The organism is Parafrankia sp. BMG5.11 (assembly GCF_004337455.1).
Window position 1 is genome coordinate 78,890 of sequence record NZ_SJXI01000017.1, and the last position, 15,454, is coordinate 94,343.

Below are 15,454 nucleotides of genomic sequence, written 5' to 3' on the forward strand. Positions count from 1 at the left end.
CTGTTCGCCCCCTGACTGTTCGCCTCCCGGCTCTGTTCGCGTTCTGGCCGGGTGCGTCCCGACCGGGCGCCTTCTGGCCGGGCGCGTTCCCTGACCGATCCGCGCCGCCCGCCCGGATCGGGCCGTCCCGGTGTCACCAGATGGTGAGAACTACCTGACCCGCGAGCGTTCGAGCGCGCTCGCGTTGTGTGATTCGGCGTTCCATCGTTCGCACGGCCCTTTCGTCATGCCATGCTGCGAAGTCCGGGCGCGGCCCGACATGGGTCGGTTCTGCCTGATCCGACATCTGCACGTGACCTGTCGTTGACCTGTCGTCCCTGCCGAGGAGATGTGTCCGGAAGCGAGAGCCTTGTCGTGCGGCCGCCGGTAGCCGGCACGGAGAGCGCCGAAGGTGTGAGCTGGGCGGTCCTGCTGGTCGAGGACGACGACACCGATGCGTTCCTGGTGTCCGAGCTCCTTGACGAGGTGGCCGCCCCGCTCAGGCTCACCCGGGTGCGGACGGTCGCCGAGGCGATCCTCCACACCCAGAAGGCCGCGTGCGTCCTGCTGGACCTGGGGCTGCCGGACAGCGAGGGCCTGTCGGCCCTGCGCCGGCTGCTCGCCGTCGAGCGGGGCGCGCCGGTCGTCGTCCTCACCGGCCTGGTGGACGAGTACCGCGGAGCCGAGGCCGTCGCCGCGGGCGCGCAGGACTATCTGGTCAAGGGCCAGGTGGACGGGCGCGATCTGCTGCGCGCGGTGCGGTACGCCATCGAGCGGGAGCGGGCGGACACCGCGGCGCTCGCGCTGCGCGAGTCGGAGCTGCAGGCTGAGGAGAAGGCGCGCCTGGAGCGGGGCCTGCTCCCCAGGCCGCTGGTGGACGACCCGACGCTGGACCACCGGGCCCGGTACCGCCCCGGCCATCGGCAGGCCCTGCTCGGCGGCGACTTCTACGACATGGTGTCGACGTCGGACGGCACGGTGCACGTCCTGCTCGGCGACGTCTGCGGCCACGGGCCGGACGAGGCCGCGCTCGGGGTGAGCCTGCGCATCGCCTGGCGCACCCTGGTACTGGCCGGTGTTCCGGACGCCGACCGCCTGGGCTTCCTGCAACAGGTCCTGGTCAGCGAGCGGGAACGGGACGAGATCTTCGCGACGGTCTGCGCGCTGGCGATCGCGCCGGACCGGCGCAGCCTGCGGATGACCCTCGCGGGGCATCCGCCGCCCGCGCTGCTGTTCCCGCGGATCGCCGCGCTGCGCGGTGACGTGGTCGTGCCGGCACTGGGCATCCTCGACGAGGCGGTGAGTGACGAGGTGACCATCGAGCTCGGTGAGCGCTGGGCGCTGCTGCTCGCGACGGACGGCCTGCTGGAGGGCCGCGACAGCGTGGGCGGGGAGCCGCTGGGCTGGGAGGGCGTGCTGCCCGAGGTGGCCCGACTGTGGCCCGAGCGCGGGCCGGACGGCCTGCTCGACGACCTGATCGACCGCGTGGAGGAACGTAACGGCGGCCCGCTGACCGACGACGTGGCGCTGCTGCTGCTCATCCGTGGGCAGGTCCCGTGAGTGACCAGCCCGCACCGGCGGTGCTGCGCAGGATGCGCGGCTGGCGGCTGCGCCGACGGCTCGCCGCGGTGTACATCGCGTTGTCCATGGTGCTGCTGCTGGCCGCCGGGATCGTCGCCTGGTCGCTGGTCCGGCTCGACGACGCCATCCATGTGCGCAGCGACGTCCTGGCGCCCGCGCAGACAGTCACGGTTCGGTTGACGTCCAGCCTGGTCGACCAGGAGACCGGCATGCGCGGGTATCTCCTGCAGGGCGACCCCGCGTTCCTGACCCCGTACGAGACCGGGCGGCAGTCCGAGGTGAGGCTGAGCTCCGTCCTCGTCGGCCGGGTGGCCGGCCGCCCGGAGCTCGAGCGGCTGCTCGGGGTCCTCCAGGCGCGGATCACGGACTGGCACCGCGACTACGCCGACCCGTCCATCGCGGCGGTCCGCCGGGGGGGCACCGACTCGCCGGGAATCCTCGATCCCGTTCTCGGCAAGACCCGGTTCGACGCGGTGCGCGCCGCGGCCGCGGACTTCGACGACGCCGTCCGGATCGCCGCGCTGGCGGCCCAGGACGACGTCACCAGCGCACTGCGGACGCTCGTCATCTCGCTCGTCGTGGCCGCGCTGGCGCTCATCGTGCTGCTGGCACTCATCTTCCGAGCGCTGCGGGTGTGGGTGACGCGGCCGCTGGAGGCCGTCGGCACGGACGTCCGCGAGGTCGCCGCCGGGCACCTGGAGCACGAGGTGGAGTCGGTGGGGCCGCCCGACATCGTCACCCTGGCGCGGGACGTCGAATCGATGCGTCTGCAGCTCATCGGTGAGCTCGAGGCCGCGCGCAGGGCGCGGCTGTCCACCGAGGCGCAGGCGGAGATCCTGCGCCGGTCCAACCGCGACCTGGAGCAGTTCGCCTACGTCGCCTCCCACGACCTGCAGGAGCCGTTGCGCAAGGTGGCGAGCTTCTGCCAGCTTCTGTCCCGGCGCTACGGCGACCAGCTCGACGAGCGCGGGACCCAGTACATCCACTTCGCCGTCGACGGCGCGAAGCGCATGCAGCAGCTCATCAACGACCTGCTCGCCTTCTCCAGGGTCGGCCGCACCACCGACAGCTTCGTCAACGTCCGCCTGAACGAGGTCTTCGAGGGGGTGCGCGGGACGCTGTCGCTCGCCCTGGAGAGCTCCGGTGGCGAGGTGACCGCCAGTGATCTCCCGACGGTGCCCGGCGACCCCGTTCTGCTGGCCCAGCTCCTGCAGAACCTGATCGGCAACGCGCTGAAGTTCCGCGGCGACGAGGCCCCGCGGGTGCGGATCGGGGCGATCGACCGCGACGTCGAGTGGGAGCTGTTCTGCGCGGACAACGGCATCGGCATCGAGCCGGAGTACGCCGAGAAGATCTTCGTGATCTTCCAGCGTCTGCACGCGCGGGACGTCTACGAAGGCACCGGCATCGGTCTGGCACTGTGCCGCAAGATCGTCGAGTTCCACGGCGGCCGGATCTGGCTCGACGGTACGGTGGAGTCCGGGACCACCTTCCGCTGGACGCTCCCGAAACGCCCGGCTGTGGTCCTGCCCGCCGACCTTGAGGCGGACGGGGCGCCGCCGGCCTCGGTCACCGGTCCTGTCCCGTCCTCCGGTCCCGGTCCGGTTACTGGTCCCGTCGTGGCCGCCGTCCCGCCGAAGTCAGGAGATCGTTCGTGACCGAGCCCGTTGTCCCGGTCGAGGTCCTGCTGGTCGAGGACGACCCCGGCGACGTCCTGATGACCCGCGAGGCGTTCGAGGACCACAAGCTCAAGAACAACCTCAACGTGGTCAGCGACGGTGTCGAGGCATTGGCCTACCTGCGTGGGGAGGGCCCGTACGCCGGCGCGCCGCGGCCCGACCTGATCCTGCTCGACCTGAACCTGCCCCGCCGGGACGGGCGGCAGGTGCTGGCCGAGGTCAAGGCGGACGAGCGGCTGCGGCGCATCCCCATCGTCGTGCTGACCACCTCGGAGGCGGAGGAGGACGTGCTGCGCAGCTACGACCTGCACGCCAACGCCTACATCACCAAGCCCGTGGACTTCGAGCGGTTCGTGGCGGTTGTGCGCCAGATCGACGACTTCTTCATCACCGTCGCCCGGCTGCCCGCGCAGTAGCCGGGTTAGCCGGGTGGGCGGCTCGTCCACGCGGCGGCGGCTCTGAAGCGCCGTTACCCCCGTATCCATGGCCTAGAGTCACGCCATGGCTGCTGGGCGGGCAAGGGCCCGACGGGAGAAACTTGCCGATCTCCTCCGCGAACTCGGGCCGGCGAGCCCCACACTGTGCGAGGGCTGGACGGCGCACGACCTCGCCGCGCACCTGGTCACCCGGGAGCGCGTGCCGTGGGCGGCACCCGGCCTGGTCGTCGGCGCGCTGCACGGTGTCACCGAACGCGCCGAGCGCGCGACGATGCGCTCGCACACCTTCCCCGAGCTGGTGGAGATGTTCCGGGCGGGCCCGCCGTGGTGGCATCCGACCCGGTTCGCCGTCGTCGACGACGCCGCCAACGCGATCGAGTTCTACGTCCACACCGAGGATCTGCTCCGGGCCGCGCCCGGGTTCGCCGCCGTAGGCGATTCCGGTGGTCTCGCCGGTGCTGTGGGCGGTTCCGGTGGTGCGGTGGGTGGCGTCGGGCTCGGGCTGAAGCCGGGTGACGACGTGATCGCCGACCGGGAGGCGCTCTGGGGCGCGCTCCGGCTGGTCGGCCTCGCCGGGTTCCGGCACAGCGAGGTCGGGGTGGTGGCCGAGCGCACCGACACCCCCGGGCGGCTGACCCTGCGGCGCCGCGAACCGGTGGTCGAGATCGTCGGACCCCCCGAGGAGCTCCTACTGTTCGCTTTCGGGCGGCGCGCCGCGGCCCGGGTCGAGCTGCGCGGCGACCCGGAGGCGATCACGGCGCTGGCCGGGGCGCCCGCCGGCCTCTGACGCCGGTCCCGTTCCCCGGGTGGCGGTGATCGCCGGGGTCGGCCGGTCTGGCGACGGGCCGAGGCCTGGCGACGACGTCCACATTCGCACCTCGGGTGCCGGCCGGACTGGCAGGCTAAGAGAATGCCCGTACTCCGCCGTGCCGCCCGGGTCATCCTGTTCGATCCCGCCGACGCCTTCCTGCTCATCCGGTCGCACGATCCGGATCTTCCCGACGGGCCCACCTGGTGGCATGTGCCAGGCGGTGGCCTCGATCCGGGGGAGGAGCCGGCGCAGGCCGGGGTGCGGGAGATCCGGGAGGAGGTCGGGGTGACCGTCGCCGACCTCGGGCCCTGCGTCGCCACCCGGACGGCCTATTTCACCTTCCTCGGCGTGGACTACCGGCAGGAGGAGTCCTTCTTCGTGGCGCGCCTGCCGAACCGGGTCGACGTGGACGACGCGGCGTGGAGCGACGTGGAGCGCCGGGCCACTCTCGGCTGGCGTTGGTGGACCCTCCCGGAGCTGGGATCCACCCCCGACACGGTCTACCCGCCCGCCCTGGCCCCCTTCCTCACCTCCTGGCTCACCGCCGGCCCTCCCGAGACCCCCTACTCCCTCACCTGAGCGCCGGCCGAAACAGGTGTGGCGGTTCAGGAAGTCCATGGACTTCCTGAACCGCCACACCTGCGGGATGGCTACCAGAGGGACGCGTAGGTGCCCGCGCTGTTCGGGTTCTCGTTGGGGGAGACCAGCGAGGAGTGGACGTTCCCGGCCCTCGAGTCGTTGAAGTACGTCTCGTAGGCCAGGATGTCGGCGTTGGCCCGGAAGGTGTCGTACATCTTCTGGATGTACACGGGGTTGTCACCGCCGGCCTGCCCGGCCCGGCCCGCCTCGGTGTCGGACTTCGCGACGAGGCCCCACTCGGGCACGGAGAACTGCTTGCCGTGCTGGCGGGCGAAGCGGATCGCCGAGCACAGGCCCACCGCCTGGTTGCACTGCTCGTCGAACTTCGCCGGGGTGGTGCTGGCGGGCCACTGGTCGTAGGAGTCGATCCCGATGATGTCGACGTACTCGTCACCCGGGTAGGCGGCCCACGGGCTGGTGCTGTGGGCGTTCATCGCCCAGTCGATGCGGGCCTGCGGGTCGGTCGACCGGATCGCACTGACGACCTGGCGGAAGCAGTTCACGTAGGCGGTGGGATTGCCGCGCACCGACCACTCGAACCAGTTGCCGTTGAACTCCCAGGCGAGCCGGACGATGGACGCCGGCCGGCCCTTGGCGACCAGCCACCGGCCGAACTCGGCCCACTGGCTGTTGTAGGCGCCGGAACCACAGGCCGCGATGCTGCCCTGGCCGGTCGGGAAGAACGGCTGCGAGATGACCCAGGTGCCGGGGAAGGTCGAGAACTTCTCCGGGCTGCCGCCGACCCACGGATGCGTGATCGTCTCCCAGCTGCCGCGGTCGGTGAAGGTCAGGACGACGTTCACCGGTGAGCCGCGCAGGCCCTCCCAGTTGCGGACCGTGGTCATCGAGTTCGCGTAGACGCCGCTCATCCCGCCGGGGACCCGGCCGCCGCCACCGCCGGCCGGGGCCGCCGGCGCGGCCGGCGGGACGGCGGCGGCCTGCGGCGCGCGTGCGGGCGGTGACGTCGGCGGTGCCTGGGTGGTGGCGGCCGGAACCGGCGACGGGCTCAGGCTCGCCGCCGCCGAGGGCGTTGCCGTGCTGGTCGGTCTGTGGCCGGGCGGGGCGCCCGTCCGGGTACCGCGCAGGCCCTTGGTGTCGATGGCCGAGGCCTCGACCACGGCCGAGCCGGTGCCGTCGTGGTCTGGGGCGAGCGTCCAGCCGACGGCCATGGCGACGAGGGCCATGACGCCGAGCGACGCGATCCACGCGGGGTTGCGGGTGGGACGGCGCCGCTTGTGCGCGCCGGTCCGTGTGTTCGGGGGGTTGGGCTCACCCTCCGCACGATGTCTCACCGCGGATATCCCTCCGTGCCTGGCATCTGGCGTGCCGGGCGGTGTCGTTGTGGACCCCCCGATCCCCACCCGCTGCTTCGTGACGAAGCGGACGACCTCCACATGCCTTGGCTGGCGAATTCCTCCGGTCACTGTGACGTGACTAGACAGTTATGACGGCAGAGTACACGGGTTCACATGGCCAGGTAGACGGGGGGAGGGATCCTGCACGGACTGTCGCCCTGCGTAGCGGATGGTTGTTTCGGGCCGCTCCTGTCGCCTAGGCGACAAACAAAAGTGATGCTGTCGCTCTTATGTAGTTCGTGTTGAGGATGGTGTCTCTTTCGGGGGCGCGGGTGTCGCGTGTGGCACAATGTCCGCCGCGCGGAGCGTCCGCGTCCTCGTGTGTAACGGTGCCTGTGAGGCGCATCGGCAACGGTGCTGCCAGGCACGTCCGCCGGCACCAGTTCCGGATCCGGTGGGTGCCGGCGGGGCCGCCGGTGCGGGATCCGGTCATGGCCGGGCCCGTCGGGGTCGGAACCACCCTCTGGAGACGACGTGTCCCAGCCACCCGAGTACCCGCCGCCCGGCGGCTACGGCCCCGGCGGCTACGACCCCAACGCCGGCGGACAGAACCCACCCCAGGGCGGCTGGGGGGCGCAGCCTCCCCCGCCCGGCGGGTACGACCCCAACGCGGGCGGACAGAACCCACCCCAGGGCGGCTGGGGGGCGCAGCCTCCCCCGCCCGGCGGGTACGGGCCGCCCCCCGGCGGCTACGGGGCCCCACAGGACTTCGGCGGGTATCCCCAGCCAGGTGGCTATCCGCCGCCGGTGAAGGGGCCCGGCGGTTTCGGCCCGCCGCCCCCCTACGGCCAGCCGATCCCGACCTACCTGTGGCAGTCGATCGCCTGCACCCTGCTGTGCTGCCTGCCCGCGGGGATCGCCGCGATCGTCTTCGCGACGAAGGTCCAGAGTCGTCAGCAGATCGGTGACTACGCCGGGGCCCTGGAGGCGTCCGCCAAGGCCAAGACCTGGTGCATCGTCTCGTTCGGGGTCGGCCTGGCCGTCGTCGTCCTGGGCTTCGTCCTGGGCGCCTCCGGCGCACTCGACTCCAACGCCTCGGGTACCTACTTGGGCTAGGACTCTCCCGGCCCGCGCTGTGCCGGTCCGTGGCCTGGTCGGTCTGAGACCTGGCCGCGGACCGCCAAGTCGGGTCACTCGGTCGGCGGTGCGTCGGGTTCGGTGTGCCAGGCGGGGTGTTCGCGCAGGGCCCAGGGGCGGGGGACCACGCCGGTGCGCATCCCGAGCCGGGCGGCCGGGTCGCGGGAGGCCATCCACAGGTGGCCGCAGATCCCGGCGAACAGGCCGAGGGCCAGCAGATCGTGCACGAAGGTGGCACCGGTGCGGTGGGTGACGGCGAAGGCGCCGCCGAACTCCATGATCACACCGGTGCCGAGCATGACGAGCACGGCACCTGCGACGAACGCGGCGTACAGCTTCTGGCCCGCGTTGAACTTGCCGACCGCGTCGGTGTGCCGGCGGCGTGGTCTCGTCCGTAGCCACTTCCAGTCGGCGGGGGTGAAGCGGTCGAGCTCTGCGAGGTCACGCCGGTATGCGGCGGAGAGGGCCGCGGCCAGCATCGGTGCCGGCAGGGCGAGCCCGGCGTAGAGATGCACCGCCGAGACCAGCTGGCGCCGGCCCACCAGCGTCGCCAGCGGTCCGAGGTACAGGACGGCCGCCGTCGCCAGGCACACCGCCGTCAGCGCCGCGGTGCTCCAGTGCGCCCAGCGGGTCGCCGGGCCGAACCGGCGGACGAACGCCGCCGCCCCGTCCCCGACCGGGCCATCGGAGTCTGCGGCCGTCGCCTCGGCCGGGTCCTCAGGGTTCCCGGCCGGATCCTCAGACGGGCTCATCGTCGCGGCCGTTCGACTTTCCGATCCAGCCGTCGACGTCGTAGCCCCGCTGCTCCCAGAACCCGGGAGTGACGGTGTCGACCACCTCGATCTCGGCGAGCCACTTGATGGACTTGTAGCCGTACATCGGCGCCACGTACAGCCGGACGGGGCCACCATGATCGTGGGTGATCGGGCCGTCCAGCATGGTGAGGGCGACCAGGACGTCGGGCCTGCGGGCCTGGTCGATCGTCAGGCTCTCGGTGTAGGCGCCGTCGAAAGAACGGAAGGTCAGCGCGGTCGCCCCGGGGCGGGTGCCGGCCGCGTCCAGCAGGTCCGCGAGGCGCACGCCCGTCCAGCGGACGCTGGTGACCCGCCAGCCCGTCACACACTGGAAGTCGCGCACGAGCTCGGTCTGTGGCATCCGGGAGAGATCGTCCAGGGTGAGGGTGAGGGGCCGGTCGACCAGGCCGTGGACCCGCAGTTCGTAGTCCGCGGATGTCCGCTCCGGCACGGAGGCGACGACGGAGTAGTAGCGGAACCCGCCGGAGGGGAGCAGGTCGGTGAGCCCCGTCGGGTCGTTCTCGCGCAGTGGGGCGACGAACCGGTCGGTGCCGCGCTGCACGTCCGCGCCGACGGCGACGCCCAGCGCCCCGAGGCCGAGCATGACGAAGACGACCCGTCGTCCCACCGGTGTCCCTTCGGCCATGCACACAGTCAACGCCGCGACGGGGAGATCCGGCCACCCGCCTGGGCGAGATGGACGAATCCCCCTGTCGGACGGGAGCGCACGGCGGGTCCCGTCAGGCCGTGACGTCCCGGCGGCGCAGGCTCACCGCGCCGATCGCGGCCGCCACCAGCGCGTACGCGACGGCGGTGAGTAGCGCCGGCCCGTAGGAGGCGTCGGGCAGGCCGCCCCGGCCGACCGCGTCGAAGACGAGCCCGGGCAGGACCCTGGTGGCACCGCTCCACGACTCCTGGACGATGTGCTCGATCGGGAACATCCACGCGATGCCGATGAGCAGCGCGGCGCTCGTCGAGCGCAGCAGGATTCCCAGCATCGTGCCGACGAGGGCGAAGAAGACGGCCGCGAGCAGCGCGTTCGCGTAGGCGCCCGCCACCTCACCGAGGGCGGCCGACGTCCACCACGCGCTTGTGTCGACGTCCCGGACGGCGGCCATGACCGTCGCGGCGGCGACGCTCAGGCCGAGGGCGGCGACCAGCGACACCGCGACGGCGGAGAGCATGACGCCGAGCCGTCCGGCCAGCCAGCCCAGCCGGCGGGGCTCCTTCAGGAACAGGGTGCGCAGCGTCCCCTGGCCGTACTCGGTGGTCATGCTGATCGCGAAGACCACGAAGATGAGCAGTCCGATGAAGGTCGTGCCGCCGCGGAAGCCCAGAATCAGGCCCTGGGACGAGGCGAGCTGGGTGAGGGAGAGATCGAAGCCCGGCCCGGCGCCGGGGTCCGGTGGGGTCGGCTTCTCGTCGGCGAGGGCCATGACCAGCACCGTCGACAGGACGGTGAGGAACCCGAGGACGGCCATGGCCAGCGCCGTGCTCGGCCGGCGCAGTTTGATCAGCTCGGCGCGGTAGCTGCGCGCCACGGTGTAGACGCCGGTCATCGGGCTTCCCCTCTGGTGCTGGTGCTGGTGCTCATGCCGCTGGTGCCGGTGCTCCGGGCGGTCTCTCGGGTGCTTTCGACCAGGCCCTGGTAGCGGTCCTCGAGGCTGGTCCGCTGCCGGGTGATCTCGACGAGGGTGATGCCGCGGGCGAGCGCGGCCCGGTTGAGCCCGGCCAGGACGGCGTCCGGCCCGTCCGGCCCGGGGACGGCGGCCGGCGCGGTGTGGTCGAGCTCGACGAGCAGCCGGTCGCCCGCCCGGTCCACGGGCAGCCCGAAGCCGGCCACCAGGTCCGCCAGCATCCCGAGGGAGTCGGCGTGCTCGGGGCGCAGCTCGACCCGGCTGGTCGTGGAGGCCATCAGGCCGTCCGTCGGGCCCTGGTAGGCGAGCCGGCCCTGTTCCACCACGATGATCCAGTCGCAGATCTGCTCGACCTCCGAGAGGAGGTGGGAGGAGACCAGGACGGTGCGCGGCCGGCCGTTCGCGCCCGCCTCCCGCTCGCCGTCGGCCAGCGAGCGGACCAGCGCCCGCATCTGCCGGATGCCGCTGGGGTCGAGGCCGTTCGTCGGCTCGTCCAGGATGAGCAGGTCCGGGTCGGAGAGCAGCGCCGCGCCGATGGCGAGCCGCTGCTTCATCCCGAGCGAATAGGTGCGGAAGGCGTCGTCGCCGCGGCCGGCCAGCCCGACCTCGTCCAGGATCGCGTCGACGCCGGCCGGGTCCTGCCCGGCGAGCACCGCCAGCGACGCGAGGTTGCGGCGTCCGGACAGCGTCGGGTACAGCGCCGGACTCTCGATCAGCGCGCCCACCCGGGGCAGGTACCGGGCCGGCTCGCCCAGCGGCTCGCCGAGGATCGTCCCGCTGCCCTCGCTCGGCCGGACGAGGCCGAGCAGCATCCGCAGCGTCGTGGTCTTGCCCGCCCCGTTCGGGCCGACGAACCCGGCGACCACGCCGGTCGGCACGGTGACGTCGAGATTCCGGACGACCGTCCGCCGCCCGTAACGCTTGGTCAGCCCGCGGACGTCGATCGCGGCCGGGGGGCCACCCGGGAGCCCGGTGCCCCGGAGGCCGTCCGGGATCTCGGTGAGCGGGGGGTCGGCCACCGGGGCCCGTGTCCGGGCGTCCAGGCCGGGGGTGCTCGTCGTTGTCGTCATGCCGATCAGAGTGGCCGTAGCGCGATCTCGCGTCGTCCGGCGACGATCGTCATCTGTCTGCGCAACCGGACGCATTCCCGCGTACGCGGCCGTACGCACTTCGCGGTGCCGAGGCCGCGCCTGGTCGTCGTCTGTCCTCGACGCTGCTCGCTGCTCGCCGGTCGTCGCCGGTCGTCGCCGGTCTCGGCCGGCGTTACGGTGGCGGGCGTGGAGACTCCCGGCGCCTCATCTGCCCGGGCCTGGCGGAACAGCCTGCCCCGTAAGCGGATGGCGGCCGGGGTGCTGTTCGTCGACGGCGCCGGCCGCGTCCTGCTGGTGTGCCCGACATACCGGCCCGGATGGGATCTGCCGGGCGGTGTGGTCGAGGCGGACGAGGCACCCCTGGCGGCGGCCCGCCGCGAGCTCGCCGAGGAGCTGGGGCTGGACCGCGCCCTCGGGCGGTTACTGGCCGTCGACTGGGTACCGCCCGGGCCGGAGCGCACCGAGGGTCTGATCGTGGTGTTCGACGGCGGCGTGCTGACACCGGACGAGGCGGCCGGCATCCGACTGCCGGCCGACGAGCTCGCCGCCTGGTCGTTCGTGACGGCGGACGAGCTGCCCGGCCTCATGACACCGCTGCTGGCGCGGCGGGTGGCCGCCTGCCTGACAGCGCGCGCCGGCGGCGCGACGATCTACCTCGAGGACGGCGCGCCGCCGAACTGACGCACCGCCGGGACGGTACGCCGCGGGTGCGAGTGTCGTCCCTGGCGATCAGCCGGCCAGACCTGCCTGGTTGGCGAGGACGGCGAGCTGGGCGCGGTCCCGGGCGGAGAGCTTGACCATCACCCGGCTCACGTGGGTTCGTGCCGTCGCCGGGCTGATGACGAGCCGGGCGGCGATCTCGTCGTTGGACAGGCCCAGCCCCACCAGGCCCATCACCTCGCGTTCCCGGACGGTGAGACTGGTCAGGTCCACGGCGGCGGGCGCCGCCGGGCGCCGGGCGAACGTCTCGATCACGCGGCGGGTGATCGTGGGGGAGAGCAGCGACTCGCCGGCGGCGACGACCCGGATCGCGCGGAGCAGGTCCGCGGGCTCGGTGTCCTTCAGGACGAACCCGGACGCGCCGTTGCGCAGAGCCTCGAAGACGTACTCGTCCAGCTCGAACGTGGTGACCATGACGACGCGGGTGTCGGTCAGCGCGGGGTCGGCGGTGATCGCGCGCAGGGCGGCGAGGCCGTCCAGGACGGGCATCCTGATGTCGAGGAGGACGACGTCCGGGCGGGTGCGGCGGACCAGGGCCAGCGCGGCCTGGCCGTCCTCGGCCTCGCCGGTGAGCTCGAGGTCGTCCTCGGTCTCGATCAGGACCTTCAGCCCGAGACGGACGAGAGGCTGATCGTCGGCGACCACGACCCGGATCACCGGGCCCCTCCGGAGCGGCGGGACACGGCCGGGTTCGGGTTCGAGTTCGAGGCCGGGGCTGAGGCCGAGTTCGAGGCCGGGTCGGCGGGCGCGGCCGGCGTGGGCAGGTCGGTGCGCACGCTCCATCCTCCCTGCGGACGTGGGCCCGCCGTCAGGGAACCGCCGAGCTCGTCCACGCGTTCACGCAGGCCGCGCAGCCCGTGCCCGGTCGAGCGGACGAGCGGGTCACCGTCGGCGGGCAGGTCGGCGCTGCGCTCGGTGGGCTCGTCGACGATCTCGACCTCCAGGTGGTCCGCGGTGGAGCGGAGGGTGACCCGGGCCCGGGCCGGTCCGGCGTGCCGCAGCACGTTCGTCAGCGACTCCTGGACGATCCGGTAGGCGGCGAGATCGACCTCGGCGGGCAGGCCGGCAAGATCACCATCGGTCACCAGCTCCACGGCGATGCCGCACAGCCGGACCTCGGAGACCAGCCCCGGCAGCCGGCTCAGCCCGGTCAACGGGGTCCGGAGCGCCTCGCCGGGACCGGCGCCCGCCGCGCCCTCGCCGCGCCCGGCGCCCTCGCCGCGCCCGGCGTGCTCCGTGCCTCCGGCCCGGCTTCCGAAGCGCTCGGCGCTTCTGTCGCCTCCGGGGTGCGCTGGACGCGCGGTGTTCCCGGCGAGCGCGGTGTTCCCGCAGAGCACGGTGTTCCCGGCGAGCACGGTGCTCTCCGCTTCCCGGGCGTTCCCGGCGCCGGACCGGGCGTCGCGGGCGCGGGTGAGGGCGAGGGTCGCCCGCAGCTCGTCCAGCGCGTCGACGCTGGTGCGGCGGATCGCCTCCAGCGCGACCTGCGCCTGCTCCGGCCGCCGGTCGAGCACGTGCAGAGCCACCGCGGCCTGGAGCGAGATGATCGAGAGTCCGTGGCCGACGACGTCGTGGACCTCGCGGGCCATCCGCAGCCGCTCCTGCTCGATCCGCCGCCGGGTGGCCTCCTCCTCCGCCCGCGCCGAGGACAGCCGGCTCAGCCGCAGCAGCGCGCCCAGCAAAGCCGGAACGAAGGCCACGCAGAGGACAGCGAGGCAGGTGTAGGCGAGGTCCCACCCGCTGTCGAGGTAGCCGCGGGAGAACGACGCCAGGCCGGCGAGCAGCAGCACCGCCGCGCACGTCTTCGCCGCGCGGCCGGTCACCCGCGCGGGCGCCCGCACGCCCACGGTGAAGGCGGCCGCGGCGACCGCGAGCGTCGCCGGCCCGTGCGGATAGCCGATGGCGGTGTAGCTGCCGATGATCAGGGTCTCGGCGGCGAGCAGGACCCGCGGGGCGTACCTGCGCAACGGGAAGACTGCCACCGCCAGCGCCAGGAGCAGGTAGGCGACCCCGTCCAGGGCGTGCCCGGGCGGGATCCGGTCCTTCGACGCGTTCGTCGACCCGACCAGCAGGATCAGGCCGATGACGGCGGTGGGCAGGACGTCACCGGCCACCGCGGTCCCGGCTCGGCGGGCCCGTCCGGCGGGAATCCGCGCGATCAGCGTGCTGCCCGGGTAACGGGGGAAGCCCTCGAGTCCCGCGATGGCCTCCAGGCGGTTCCACAGGCCGCGTGCCGCGATCAGCCGGGTCGCCCGGTCACGGACTCCGGTCCGAGACGGGCGCTCCGCCCGCGGGGCTCCCTCGGCTCGCCGGGTTCCCTCCACCGCTCCGACGGTAGCGACCTCAGACAGGGCGGTCATCCGTCCGCGGACGTATCCGCTCGTACCCGAGCCGACGTACGGCGCCGGTTGGCGCAGGCGTTCTGGTGTTCCACGGAACAGCATGATCGACCGCGGTTCGTGGCGGCCAGGTCCTTACGCACGGTGCCGAGTCACTGCGGCGGTTGAGTGACAGCCGGGACTCACCCGGCCGCCGTGGTCAGCGGCGGGCGGGGTCGCGTTGCTCCAGGCGCAGACGGAGGCCTTCGGGGGTCGCGACGACCTCGGCGAGGCGGGTGCCCCGGGGGAAGGAGGGCAGGAGCACGACCGGCTCGGCGAAGACCGCGGTGTGCGCCGGTGTCATCAGCTCGCCGGGCAGTCGCTGGTTTCCCAGGACGATCTCCTCGGGAAGCAGAGCGAGCCGGCCGTCCCGGACGAGGGGGGTGCCGATGATCCGTACCGGCAGTGAGCGGTCCGGCAGCTCGATCTCGGTGCCGATGGACAGTCGTTCGTCTCCGCCGTAGGTGATCTCGGTCCACCGGGTGGGGGATGGCCGCCGCGCGCGGCAACTGTCCCCGACGCCGCCACGGCCCCCGAGCTCACCGAGGCCCTCGATGCCGCTGAAGCCGTCCAGGCCGCCGAAGCCGTCCGGACCGCCGAAGCCGCCGAGGTCACCGAGGTCACCGAGGCCCTCAGAGTCGCCGAGGCCGTCGAGCGCGTCGGTGCGGCCGGTCGGGAGCGCGCCCCCGTCGCCGCCTCTGACTCCGCCCCGCGCCCGGCCACCGGCACCGCCCCCGGCCCGGTCAGGTCGGACGATCGGGCCGCAGGAGTCGCCGAACACCCCGGCGTAGCCGCCGAACAGCGACATCAGCGCGAAGGACGGGTCGTCCCAGGTGTTGCCGTGGGCGTCGCAGCCGCTGCGCAGGCGGCGCAGCTCACCGTAGGTGGCGGTCGCGGAGAGCTCCAGGGTGGACGGCCGTCCGGTGGCGGCGTTGAGCAGGTACGGGAAGCTCGGCGGGCGCACGCGGACCGTCGCGCCGAACTCGCCGAGACGTCCGCCGAGGCGGCGGCTCGCCCGCGACACGGCGATCCGTGCCGCCAGCCGGTCGGCGAGGGTGCCCACCACCGCGCCGCAGATCACCGCCAGCACGGCCGCCTCGGTGCGGGAGCGGCGGACACCGCGCCGCGCGGCCCGGCCCCCGACGGCTGGACGCCGGTCGACCGGGCCCCGGGCGGTCGTGGATGGGCGCGGGCTGGTGGCGGGCGGCGTGGCGGGCGGCATGGCGGCTCCTCGAAGATCCGTGCTGGAGGCCAGGTGCTCGTGTTCGTCTGATCACGC

15 protein-coding genes are annotated in these 15,454 nt (G+C 73.2%); 7 read left to right on the plus strand and 8 right to left on the minus strand.

Features of this window, described 5'->3' with window-relative positions; genetic code table 11:
* Window positions 1–330 precede the first annotated feature (330 nt).
* The 5 genes from E0504_RS13560 to E0504_RS13580 all read left to right on the plus strand — a co-directional run bounded on the left by E0504_RS13560 (window position 331) and on the right by E0504_RS13580 (window position 5,066).
* Entirely contained in the window at window positions 331–1,539 is a 1,209-nt protein-coding gene (locus E0504_RS13560; protein ID WP_112108572.1) for a PP2C family protein-serine/threonine phosphatase, read from the plus strand.
* 32 nt (window positions 1,540–1,571) lie between these two features.
* Window positions 1,572–3,218: a CHASE3 domain-containing protein gene (locus tag E0504_RS13565; protein ID WP_131624727.1), complete on the plus strand. Its 1,647-nt coding sequence runs from the start codon at window positions 1,572–1,574 to the stop codon at window positions 3,216–3,218.
* A complete protein-coding gene (locus E0504_RS13570; RefSeq protein ID WP_020463930.1) occupies window positions 3,215–3,655 on the plus strand; it encodes a response regulator in 441 nt (146 codons plus the stop codon). The genes E0504_RS13565 and E0504_RS13570 overlap by 4 nt, the downstream gene beginning before the upstream one ends.
* A gap of 85 nt (window positions 3,656–3,740) precedes the next feature.
* Window positions 3,741–4,463 carry a TIGR03085 family metal-binding protein gene (locus tag E0504_RS13575; RefSeq protein WP_071064795.1) on the plus strand — a complete coding sequence of 241 codons (723 nt, stop codon included), beginning with the start codon at window positions 3,741–3,743 and terminating at the stop codon, window positions 4,461–4,463.
* 123 nt (window positions 4,464–4,586) lie between these two features.
* Window positions 4,587–5,066, plus strand: a complete 480-nt coding sequence (locus E0504_RS13580) for an NUDIX hydrolase (protein ID WP_020463928.1) — start codon at window positions 4,587–4,589, stop codon at window positions 5,064–5,066.
* Between the two features lie 71 nt (window positions 5,067–5,137).
* On the opposite strand, the gene E0504_RS13585 is transcribed toward E0504_RS13580, so the two are convergent.
* Complete coding sequence (locus E0504_RS13585) at window positions 5,138–6,418, minus strand: glycoside hydrolase family 26 protein (RefSeq protein ID WP_235014514.1); 1,281 nt, start codon at window positions 6,416–6,418, stop codon at window positions 5,138–5,140.
* A 537-nt stretch (window positions 6,419–6,955) separates the two neighbouring features.
* On the opposite strand from E0504_RS13585, the gene E0504_RS13590 reads away from it, so the two are divergent.
* Complete coding sequence (locus E0504_RS13590; protein WP_131624683.1) at window positions 6,956–7,537, plus strand: CD225/dispanin family protein; 582 nt, start codon at window positions 6,956–6,958, stop codon at window positions 7,535–7,537.
* A 74-nt stretch (window positions 7,538–7,611) separates the two neighbouring features.
* Here the strand turns inward: E0504_RS13590 and E0504_RS13595 are convergent, their stop codons facing one another.
* From E0504_RS13595 to E0504_RS13610, 4 genes are all read right to left on the minus strand, one after another.
* Window positions 7,612–8,310 carry a cytochrome b/b6 domain-containing protein gene (locus E0504_RS13595; protein ID WP_112108173.1) on the minus strand — a complete coding sequence of 233 codons (699 nt, stop codon included), beginning with the start codon at window positions 8,308–8,310 and terminating at the stop codon, window positions 7,612–7,614.
* Window positions 8,297–8,998, minus strand: a complete 702-nt coding sequence (locus tag E0504_RS13600) for a molybdopterin-dependent oxidoreductase (RefSeq protein ID WP_373693899.1) — start codon at window positions 8,996–8,998, stop codon at window positions 8,297–8,299. Before E0504_RS13600 ends, E0504_RS13595 begins: the two co-directional genes overlap by 14 nt.
* A gap of 94 nt (window positions 8,999–9,092) precedes the next feature.
* On the minus strand, window positions 9,093–9,911 hold the full coding sequence (locus E0504_RS13605; RefSeq protein ID WP_071064803.1) for an ABC transporter: 819 nt from the start codon (window positions 9,909–9,911) through the stop codon (window positions 9,093–9,095).
* On the minus strand, window positions 9,908–11,059 hold the full coding sequence (locus E0504_RS13610; RefSeq protein ID WP_235014512.1) for an ABC transporter ATP-binding protein: 1,152 nt from the start codon (window positions 11,057–11,059) through the stop codon (window positions 9,908–9,910). Before E0504_RS13610 ends, E0504_RS13605 begins: the two co-directional genes overlap by 4 nt.
* A gap of 198 nt (window positions 11,060–11,257) precedes the next feature.
* Here E0504_RS13610 and E0504_RS13615 point away from each other — a divergent pair, with 198 nt between their 5' ends.
* Window positions 11,258–11,761, plus strand: a complete 504-nt coding sequence (locus E0504_RS13615; protein ID WP_071064805.1) for an NUDIX hydrolase — start codon at window positions 11,258–11,260, stop codon at window positions 11,759–11,761.
* A gap of 48 nt (window positions 11,762–11,809) precedes the next feature.
* Here E0504_RS13615 and E0504_RS13620 read toward each other — a convergent pair whose 3' ends face one another.
* The 3 genes from E0504_RS13620 to E0504_RS13630 all read right to left on the minus strand — a co-directional run bounded on the left by E0504_RS13620 (window position 11,810) and on the right by E0504_RS13630 (window position 15,397).
* Window positions 11,810–12,457, minus strand: a complete 648-nt coding sequence (locus E0504_RS13620; RefSeq protein ID WP_020463920.1) for a response regulator transcription factor — start codon at window positions 12,455–12,457, stop codon at window positions 11,810–11,812.
* Window positions 12,454–14,157 (minus strand): histidine kinase, encoded by a 1,704-nt coding sequence (locus tag E0504_RS13625; RefSeq protein ID WP_235014510.1) that lies wholly within the window; start codon window positions 14,155–14,157, stop codon window positions 12,454–12,456. The genes E0504_RS13620 and E0504_RS13625 overlap by 4 nt, the downstream gene beginning before the upstream one ends.
* Before the next feature lie 178 nt (window positions 14,158–14,335).
* A complete protein-coding gene (locus tag E0504_RS13630) occupies window positions 14,336–15,397 on the minus strand; it encodes a hypothetical protein (RefSeq protein ID WP_112108172.1) in 1,062 nt (353 codons plus the stop codon).
* Between the last annotated feature and the right edge of the window lie 57 nt (window positions 15,398–15,454).

Excerpts from the sequence above, each read along its gene's own strand:
- E0504_RS13565 (WP_131624727.1), top strand. The coding sequence starts at position 1,572 with ATGCGCGGCTGGCGGCTGCGCCGACGGCTCGCCGCGGTGTACATCGCG.
- E0504_RS13575 (WP_071064795.1), top strand. The coding sequence starts at position 3,741 with ATGGCTGCTGGGCGGGCAAGGGCCCGACGGGAGAAACTTGCCGATCTC.
- E0504_RS13580 (WP_020463928.1), top strand. The coding sequence starts at position 4,587 with ATGCCCGTACTCCGCCGTGCCGCCCGGGTCATCCTGTTCGATCCCGCC.
- E0504_RS13595 (WP_112108173.1), bottom strand. The coding sequence starts at position 8,310 with ATGAGCCCGTCTGAGGATCCGGCCGGGAACCCTGAGGACCCGGCCGAG.
- E0504_RS13600 (WP_373693899.1), bottom strand. The coding sequence starts at position 8,998 with ATGGCCGAAGGGACACCGGTGGGACGACGGGTCGTCTTCGTCATGCTC.
- E0504_RS13605 (WP_071064803.1), bottom strand. The coding sequence starts at position 9,911 with ATGACCGGCGTCTACACCGTGGCGCGCAGCTACCGCGCCGAGCTGATC.
- E0504_RS13610 (WP_235014512.1), bottom strand. The coding sequence starts at position 11,059 with ATGACGACAACGACGAGCACCCCCGGCCTGGACGCCCGGACACGGGCC.
- E0504_RS13625 (WP_235014510.1), bottom strand. The coding sequence starts at position 14,157 with ATGACCGCCCTGTCTGAGGTCGCTACCGTCGGAGCGGTGGAGGGAACC.
- E0504_RS13630 (WP_112108172.1), bottom strand. The coding sequence starts at position 15,397 with ATGCCGCCCGCCACGCCGCCCGCCACCAGCCCGCGCCCATCCACGACC.